Consider the following 242-nt stretch of genomic DNA (forward strand, 5'->3'; position numbering starts at 1 on the left):
TCTAGTAATGAGAACGGTGTCGATCCTGACTGACGAGACCGAGCGAGACGAGGTAGCCTATGCCCTCAACGCTGGCGCCGTCGTCATCGGTCCCGAGATTTCAGTACACGACTCGATGACGGTCGACCCTGGATTGCTGCGTATCAACCGCGATTACGGCTGGATGTGCTCGGCAGAGAAGCACATCACGCCGGGCCCCGACGAGCACGAACTCATCAAGGATGCGGTACGCACTCGAGTGC

1 protein-coding gene is annotated in these 242 nt (G+C 59.1%); it reads left to right on the top strand.

What is annotated here, in order from left to right; genetic code table 11:
* Positions 1-16: 16 nt before the first annotated feature.
* Positions 17-242 (top strand): hypothetical protein (locus OH705_RS28470; protein ID WP_267303603.1); only part of this gene is annotated, 226 nt, incomplete at its 3' end.

Source organism: Pseudomonas sp. BJa3 (assembly GCF_026343815.1).
In the GTDB taxonomy this organism is placed as follows: Bacteria; Pseudomonadota; Gammaproteobacteria; order Pseudomonadales; family Pseudomonadaceae; genus Aquipseudomonas; species Aquipseudomonas soli.